The organism is Nocardia sp. NPDC004604 (assembly GCF_040609795.1).
Lineage (GTDB): Bacteria > Actinomycetota > Actinomycetes > Mycobacteriales > Mycobacteriaceae > Nocardia.
Genome location: NZ_JBEXLC010000245.1, coordinates 1 through 7,659 on the forward strand (window position 1 = coordinate 1; position 7,659 = coordinate 7,659).

Annotated in this window: 8 protein-coding genes and 2 pseudogenes; 9 read left to right on the forward strand and 1 reads right to left on the reverse strand. The window is 61.1% G+C overall.

Annotation, left to right across the window (positions count from 1 at the left end; genetic code table 11):
* Positions 1–1,139: pseudogene (locus tag ABZW16_RS42025) on the reverse strand (hypothetical protein); the annotation flags it as partial.
* A gap of 447 nt (positions 1,140–1,586) precedes the next feature.
* Between ABZW16_RS42025 and ABZW16_RS42030 the strand changes: the two are divergent.
* The 9 genes and pseudogenes from ABZW16_RS42030 to ABZW16_RS42070 form a co-directional block, all read left to right on the forward strand.
* Positions 1,587–1,898 (forward strand): annotated as a pseudogene (locus tag ABZW16_RS42030) (acyl-CoA dehydrogenase family protein); the annotation flags it as partial.
* Positions 1,899–2,020: 122 nt separating this feature from the next.
* On the forward strand, positions 2,021–2,188 hold the full coding sequence (locus ABZW16_RS42035) for an acyl-CoA dehydrogenase family protein (protein WP_354961755.1): 168 nt from the start codon (positions 2,021–2,023) through the stop codon (positions 2,186–2,188).
* 312 nt (positions 2,189–2,500) lie between these two features.
* Positions 2,501–2,842, forward strand: coding sequence for a hypothetical protein (locus ABZW16_RS42040; RefSeq protein WP_354961748.1), 342 nt, complete (start codon positions 2,501–2,503; stop codon positions 2,840–2,842).
* 36 nt (positions 2,843–2,878) lie between these two features.
* Positions 2,879–3,223, forward strand: coding sequence for a hypothetical protein (locus tag ABZW16_RS42045; RefSeq protein WP_354961749.1), 345 nt, complete (start codon positions 2,879–2,881; stop codon positions 3,221–3,223).
* Between the two features lie 55 nt (positions 3,224–3,278).
* Positions 3,279–3,596 carry a hypothetical protein gene (locus tag ABZW16_RS42050; RefSeq protein ID WP_354961750.1) on the forward strand — a complete coding sequence of 106 codons (318 nt, stop codon included), beginning with the start codon at positions 3,279–3,281 and terminating at the stop codon, positions 3,594–3,596.
* A 102-nt stretch (positions 3,597–3,698) separates the two neighbouring features.
* Positions 3,699–5,975, forward strand: coding sequence for a hypothetical protein (locus tag ABZW16_RS42055; protein ID WP_354961751.1), 2,277 nt, complete (start codon positions 3,699–3,701; stop codon positions 5,973–5,975).
* 120 nt (positions 5,976–6,095) lie between these two features.
* Positions 6,096–6,437 carry a hypothetical protein gene (locus tag ABZW16_RS42060; RefSeq protein ID WP_354961752.1) on the forward strand — a complete coding sequence of 114 codons (342 nt, stop codon included), beginning with the start codon at positions 6,096–6,098 and terminating at the stop codon, positions 6,435–6,437.
* A gap of 35 nt (positions 6,438–6,472) precedes the next feature.
* On the forward strand, positions 6,473–6,832 hold the full coding sequence (locus tag ABZW16_RS42065) for a hypothetical protein (RefSeq protein ID WP_354961753.1): 360 nt from the start codon (positions 6,473–6,475) through the stop codon (positions 6,830–6,832).
* A 98-nt stretch (positions 6,833–6,930) separates the two neighbouring features.
* Positions 6,931–7,263, forward strand: coding sequence for a hypothetical protein (locus tag ABZW16_RS42070; RefSeq protein ID WP_354961754.1), 333 nt, complete (start codon positions 6,931–6,933; stop codon positions 7,261–7,263).
* Positions 7,264–7,659 lie beyond the last annotated feature (396 nt).

Below are 7,659 nucleotides of genomic sequence, written 5' to 3' on the forward strand. Positions count from 1 at the left end.
CGCGCGGCCCCCTGCCCCCCCCGCGCCCCGCGCGCGCGCCCGTTCCGCCGCGGGGGGTCGTTCGGGCGAGCGGCTGGTCCGCCCTCCGGGCCCTGCGGCCGGATGAGGTCCGGGTGTGGTCCGCTGGGAGGTGCGGTGCTTGGAGGGGCGGAGGCGGTCGCGGGGGTGGTCGGCGTGGCCCGCGGTGGCAAGGGGCGAGCGAAGATACTGGCGGAACCGACCAAGCCGCCGACGAAACCGTGCAGCATGGTGGTTCGCATTTCGTCGCCGTGCGGGATATGTCCGGTGACCGGTATCGAGGCAACCAGGCCGCCGAGCGCACCCGTGGTGCCGCCGACGCCACCGATCAGGACGCCGGCGGTGACGTGTGTGCCATAGCGGACGATGTTGGAATCCGATCTTGCGGCGACCTTGCCGAGGAATTTGTTGATGCCCGGGGCGACGCGCGAGGCGAAGCGTGCTCCGACGCCGCCGCCGACGCCGCCGATGATCGCGGCGTCTTCGACGAGGTCCCATTCCATCTTGTCGCGGTGGTGAGTTACCTCCATCTGCCAGAGCTGGGCACCGGCATTGACGGCGGCGCCGGTGCCGGCACCGAGTGCGAATCCGATGGCGGTGGCTTTGGCCAACGGCAAACCCTTGCGTTTGGTGGCGCACTCCAGTCCGACCTTCTTGATCTTGCCGTGGAGTTTGCGGGCCGCCGCGGCCCAGGACGATTCGGCGGCCGCTCTGTCCTCGGCGGTCTTGGCGACACCGGGCGCGGCCAGCCAGACATCGACTGCCAGCTGTGCGAGCAGTGCGAATCCGGTTCCGGCCAGCTGCAGCTTGGTGAATTCGCTGTCGTTGCCCTTCTTGTAGCACTGCTCGGCCATGGAGTCGCAGTACTCGGCCTGGTTGAGCAGATCGTCGCCGAGCTGCATGTTCCGAGTCGACTTCGCGTCGGCGGTGCTGCCGTGGAGGGCGGCGCGTTCGGCGGCGGCGGCGATATTGTGTCGCTTGGCGAGCGCACGACAGCTCTCGGCAGCAGCCGACCAATGGTCACCGTCGCGGCGCAGCGCGTCCTCGTCGCACTCCGGCCAATATCCCGCCACGGCCTCGACCAGCCACTTCGGAAATGCCTCGGGAATCGTCAGAGTCATAGCGATGCACTCGATAAGCGGGGATGTTTCTCGGTCAGCTTCGGCACTGCGGAATGGACCTATCCGTAAATCCTTCGATGGCGGCTGAATCCACCAGGTCACGCGCATCATCACAATTGTCGATCCGTTGCCTCTGCGCCAGATCGGATTGTGGCAGATGCAAATGGAACTACACATCCGTATATTTGCTTCGAAATATGCTTAAGTATTAGTGCCAAAATATACTTAAGTAGGATCAGCGTGCCGTAGACAGTGGCGGTCCGATATCCGGGACTGTCAAGAAGCTTCCCAAACGTGGGAAGTTAGAGGAAGTCGACGATTTGTCAGACTGGTCCGACAATGATCAGGTCGTTGGCATGCTTGAAGTGAGAACGCATCCTGTTCCTTACCGCGTGACGTGGTAGCGATGTCGCCCTGGAACGCTATGTCTACGAAGAGGATCATGTAGTGTCCGAGCCCGTTGTCCAAGTAAATACAAGACTGCCCGAAGCGCGGGCCAGTGAACTGTTCACCTGCATCCGCGAACTGCTCGTCAACGAAATCGAGCCGCAGGCAGCCGAGCGCGAAGAGGCTGGTCAGTTCCCCCGCGAACTGTTCGCTTTGCTGTCGAAAGAAGGCCTGTTGGCCCTACCATTCGCCGCTGAGTATGGCGGTGGCGCACAGCCTTTCGCCGTTTACCTTCGTGTCCTCGAGGAGTTGGCGGCAGCTCATCTGACGGTTGGTCTCGGTGTCAGCGTTCACACTCTGGCCTGCCATGCTGCCGCTGAATACGGCACAGCGGAACAACGGTCGTCGTACCTGCCCGACATGCTTACCGGCGGACTGCTCGGTGCCTACTGTCTATCGGAGGCGTCTGCGGGCTCTTCTGCACCGACACCGCCATGCGGGCCACCACCGATGCCGTCCAACTGCTCGGTGGTGTCGGTTACACACGGGAGTTCCCGGTCGAACGCTACCTTCGCGAGGCCAAGGTGCTGCAGATCGGAGAGGGAACAAATCAGATTCAACGAACGGTCATTGCGAACCATCTCACGTTTGGACGGCAATGAACCGTGCGGCTCCGCGGCTTTCGTCGCACTCCTGGTCTATCAGGGTATTCGGGTAGGAGGATTCGGTATGGCTGTTCCCGTCTCGCGGACAGTTCGGCATCACTCGAGTGATGGGGTTGGGCTGATGGCTGAGAGTGATCCGCTTGAAGATATTGAGGGCGGAATCCTGACTCCGGATCAAAGAATTCGGCAGCGGGAATGGCTCTATTCGCCGCGTGAGAAGTGCTGGACGGGCATAGTGAATGGCCAAATGTTCGGTCAAGGCTCCACCGCCGGACGGAAATTCCGTCACGTATCGGGGATGCGGTAATCGTGGCGGAGAACTGGGGCCGCTATATGCACCCCGACACTGTGTCGGCATTGGAATCCGGGCGGAATCTGGTGCATGTTATCTATGACATGCTGGAGCGGATCGACGGAGTCCGCGCCCGGCGCCCCTCGCCCTCCTCGCGGGTGATTCCGGAAATCGACGGAATGGGCAGACTGACTAATCTGTACATCGCGCCCGGAACGATCGAAAGCTTCGTGAGCGGCCAGGAGTTGGTGGACGAGATCATGGCCGCAATTCGAGACAGCACCGCCGACGCTTTGCGGCAGCACGAAATTGCTGTCCAGGAGACGGTGTGGCCGGACGTTCCGTCGCCGCGCCCGTGACTTGTCGCTGCGATCGTCGGAACCAGGAGTAGTGCGGTGACGGATCTGGATACAGGGGGTGGCGATGGGGCTGAAGCGCCGCCTGATTGGCGCAACCTGATCTACGAGGTTTTCAACCCCGACTATTCGGTTGGCGTGGCGTGTGACCACACCGGCATGATCGTCGGTCTGCATCTGGGCGACGAAGTGTGGCAGAACACTGACAGTTGGCTCGCAGGAGAGGTGCTTCGGGTTGCCAGGCTGGCCCACCTGAAGTCCCGGGTAGGTCGGCGGGCGGAATTGCTGTGCAACGGCGCTTTTCCGAATGTCGCCGACGAGTTGGGCCTGCTGACGGAGGCAGAGTACACGCTTCAGGAGAAGGCCGAGTTCGGTCGGGGCTAAATATGGATGCGTGTGAGGAAGTGGCACTCAGCTGGTATGGAGGGAATTAGTCAATATGGTCAAGGATTTCATGCAGGATCCACAAGATATGCGGAGACAGGGCGATGGCGATCGTGCCGCCAGCGCCCCAGCCTATGAACAGGCCAAGGGAGATCCCGAGTGGGAGGCCGAGTTCGAGAACATGTTCGGTAAGGCGGCCAACCCCTTCCGAATGTACGTCCGGCAGTACTTAGCTGACCGCAGTATCGGCTACACCACGATAGGAGATGGCCGAAACACCATGGGCGATAGTCGGTATGCCGCTGCGGATGCATTCGAGACCACTGATGCCGAGGGCGGTGCAGAGGTGCGGAGAGCGATGCCGGAGGCATGAGACCGCAGAGGGCTCACGGGCGTACAAGTAGGAGGATTTGGTGATGGTTGTGCCCGGCGCACGAGTAGTTCGGCGTCACCCGTGTGATCGGGGGTTGTAGCGATGGGCGAGAAGCACACTACACCGGCCGGTGGCATCATCAACCGGGAACAGGTACTCGGGCAGAACCAGTGGATGACTTCTAAAAATGGCGAGTACAGAATGGGTTTGCGGGATGGCCAGTTGGTTATCGAGCACGTACCCACGAACACTAGAGTCAAAACTATCGGGAGTCCTGGTAGTGGCGCCACTTCGATCAGATTCGAAGATGAAGTCGGGGATGATACACGCCAGCGACTAGAGCTCCAAAATGCTGATGGTAAAACTGTCCCATCGGAATTGGTGCCGAATTCAGACGATCCTACTCGCCGGGGTGGCGCGTGGACTAAAGACTGGGACGATCCGAATAATGATAAGAAGGGTGCGCAGCAGTACGTTCTTACTGACGACGGCGAGCTCATAGCGCTAAAAGTCCCAGTATCGGCCGACTGGGATGGTAAGCGCCCTCCGAACGACACCGTCCTGTGGTATCAGGAGCCACCCGGTGATGCTGATGCGCGAATCTTTAAAGGGTACGCGGCGCAGATCGCGGCGGGATCCAATTTAAAAGACTTTCCATTGGAATTTCGAATTCCCCCTGGCCTCGGCTCGTCTGACTTCAGGACCGCCGTCAACGTTTTTAATGCTGAGCTCTTTTCGCTGGCGGATCAATTGGGAAAGGCAAGGCCTGAAAAGCCCAGCTTCCTGATATCTCCGGAAGGGGTGGACAATAATCCGCACGATGACAATCTCGCGGACAATTTTTATCAGACTCTCAGCGGTTCTGGATTCACTCAAGACGCGCTTAATTCCGGAAATTTCAAGCTGGATACTCTTGCTGCGTTCTGGAAAGTCAATGATACCCATTTCGAAAATAGGGTCGATAAGCTTTCCTGGTGGAACCTGACGACGTATCAAAATATGTACACTAAGATACAGCAAACCCATGAGGCTATGGCTCGAGCAATACAGGCGAGGCAAGACAGCCCACAGCCCCAGGATTCCATTGTGCCCGGCGCGCCACCGCCACCAGAGCGCAGCGAGCAACAGATACGCGAAGCGCTTGTGTACCCTCTTATGGCGCGTGCCGTCAAAGATTGCGTCAATCAGGTCGTCGAGTACGCGAAGCAGATCGCAGCCCTTCCGCCAGACCTCCAACCTCCGGCTCCGGCACCCGCTCCGGCTCCGGCTCCGGCACCCGCTCCAGCACCCGCTCCGGCACCCGCTCCGGCACCGGCACCCGCTCCGGCACCCGCTCCGGCACCGGCTCCGGCTCCGGCACCGGCACCCGCTCCTGCTCCCAGCGGCACCAGAGAGTCCACCAGTGCTCAGAGTCCGACTCAGGTCAGCACCACCCAGCCGCTGAGCACGAACGAGGATTTCGGTGCCACATACGATGATCTGCTCGGCACGCCCTCGAACACCACCGGTTCGGTGGACAGCACCCAGCCCACCCAGGCCAGCGGAACCGATGGCACTGCCTCGAGCAGGGACCTCGATTCTCTACTGAATGCAGCAATGAAGAACATCTCCGAAACCGGGACGGGTACCGGCACGACCGCGCCAACTGCCAATGCCGCGCCGGCGGCCAATACCGGCAACACTATGGCCGACTTGATGGGACCGATGGCCATGATGAGCGCTATGGCGCAGGCGAACCAAGCCCGGCCTCAGCCCGGCGATGACAGAGCCTACGACGAGCGGGATTCACGTGAGCAGCGAGAACGGGCTCATGAGCGGAACCGCGCCGTCCAAGCGGCGAATAATGAGCCCGCCGCGCAGACTGCTACTCCAGGTGTCACCGCCCCGACCTCCGCAGGTACTCCGCCTCCGATCGCGACGCCCGGCGCGATGGTGGACTACAAGCTTCCGGACGATTCGACCGTGCAGGTGTCCTCGACGGTCGCCGAGGCTTTGCAGAAGCAGCAGCAAAATACCGCTGTCGATGCGGTGGCGGCATATTCGGGAACGCCGGGCGAGTCGACACCGAACCATCCATGGGCGACTGTCAATGACGTCGCCCAGCTGAAGACCGGAGATGTCGTGCAGTGGGAGAAACACAGTGCGCTGATCATCAACAATCAGAATGGCCTGCACATTCTCGATCGAGGTCAACTCATTCCCCTGGATCCCAACAGTCTCCCGTTGACCGAAAAGTACGGGAACTTCTCGGGCTACTTTCACCCGACTGGTAATGATGTCGGCTCCAATGCCGACCGCGGAACCGCTGCGGCCTCACCGCCGACCGTGAGCACACCGCAGCAAGCCGGTCCACCGTCGGTCACACCGCCGCAGGCCTGAGTGGCAGGAAAACATGAGCGCGAAGACCGACATCATCATTAGAGGAGGCGGCATGCGAAAAGAGCTGGGTGGCAACCTGAATCCGAGTTCGATGCCTCTGCTGTCGGGGGAGTGGTGACCGTGGCGGACATCTGGCCCCGCGATATGCATCCCGATACGATTTCGGCGGTGCAATCCGGTCGAGCGGTGGCGAATGCCATCGATGACATGCTGGAAAAGATCGACCGGATCCGCGCCCGCCGCCCCTCACCAAGTACCCGCGTTATACCGGAAGTCGACGGAATGGGCAGACTCACCGATCTGTATATCGCTCCCGGGACCATCGTCGGCGCTGCGAGCAGTCAGGAGCTGGTATCCGACATCATGGCGGCGATTCGGGACAGCACTTTCGACGCCCTTCGGCAGCACAGGATCGTTGTTCAGGAGACGGCCTTGCCGAAAGTGCCATGGCCGCAACCCTGACTCATCGGCGGTCGAGGATGCCCAGGAGTGACACCGTGACAGATCTGGATATGTCGGACGACGCCGAGGTGGAGGCCGCGCCTGACTGGCACAATTTGATCTACGAGGTGTTCAATCCCGACTATTCGGTCGGCGTGGGATGCGATCGCGCCGGGATGATCGTCGGCCTCTATCTCGGAGACGAAGTGCTGGAGCACGCCGACGACGGTTGGCTCGCGGCCGAGGTGCTGCGGTTGGCCCGGCTGGCCCATATGAAGTCTCGGGTCGGTCGTCGTGCGGAACTGCTGTACCACGGCGCGCTGCCGCATTTGGCCGACTCGTTGGAGCTGCCGACCGAGGCCGCATACAACCTTATGGAGAAGACCGAGTTCGCGCGAGACTCTGATTACGCGTAGACGGCAGCCGTACATTTTGCGGCTGCGTCGCATCCAGCCCATTTCCGAGTCCTCGGTCCCAACGATGGGGATGTGTGGAATGGGGAGAACCGTCGAGAATGGAGTTCGTCGATATGGTCCAGGAATTCGCTCAAGATCCGGATGAGCTGCGCAGATTGGGTGACGTCAACCGCGCCGACGGCGCTGCTGCCTATGCGCGGGCCGAGGGAGATCCCGAATGGGAGGCCGAGTTCGAAGCTCGATACGGCAAGGCAGCCAACGCGTACCGGGTGTTGGCCGGCCAATACATCATCGAGCGTGGAATCGGCTACACCAAAGTGGGTGATGATCGAAATGCTACCGGTGACGGCTTGACGACCGCCGCGAGTGCGTTCGAGACAACAGATGCCGATGGCGCCGCGCAGGTGCGGCGGACGATCCCGGAGGCGTGAGGCCAGCCTTCACGGCTCGAGTGCTGCCTGTCCGTCGGCATAATGTTCCGGCATTATCGTGGTGGTATCGGCCCGAATTTCGCGCGGCTATTGCGGAGTTGCCTTGGTCGGGTCCCACGTATCGTGCCAGGTCGTGTATCGACTGAAACCTGTTGTGCCGCAGATTGCGGTTTTGTGGTCGTTCCGATCAGGGTGATACTTCGGCCTCTCAGGCCCACCCGATCATCCCGGAAGGCAGTGTAATTCGGTTCAGTCCTGGTTCGCCGTTGCCAGGCGAACGATCTCGTGGTCGATGGCCGTCAGGGTTCTGGGGTCGTCGATCTGGCGGGCGGCGAATCCTAGTGCGGCGCGGTATGGGCCGACCTCGTTGGTGCCGATGTCGACCTGCTCGGCCGC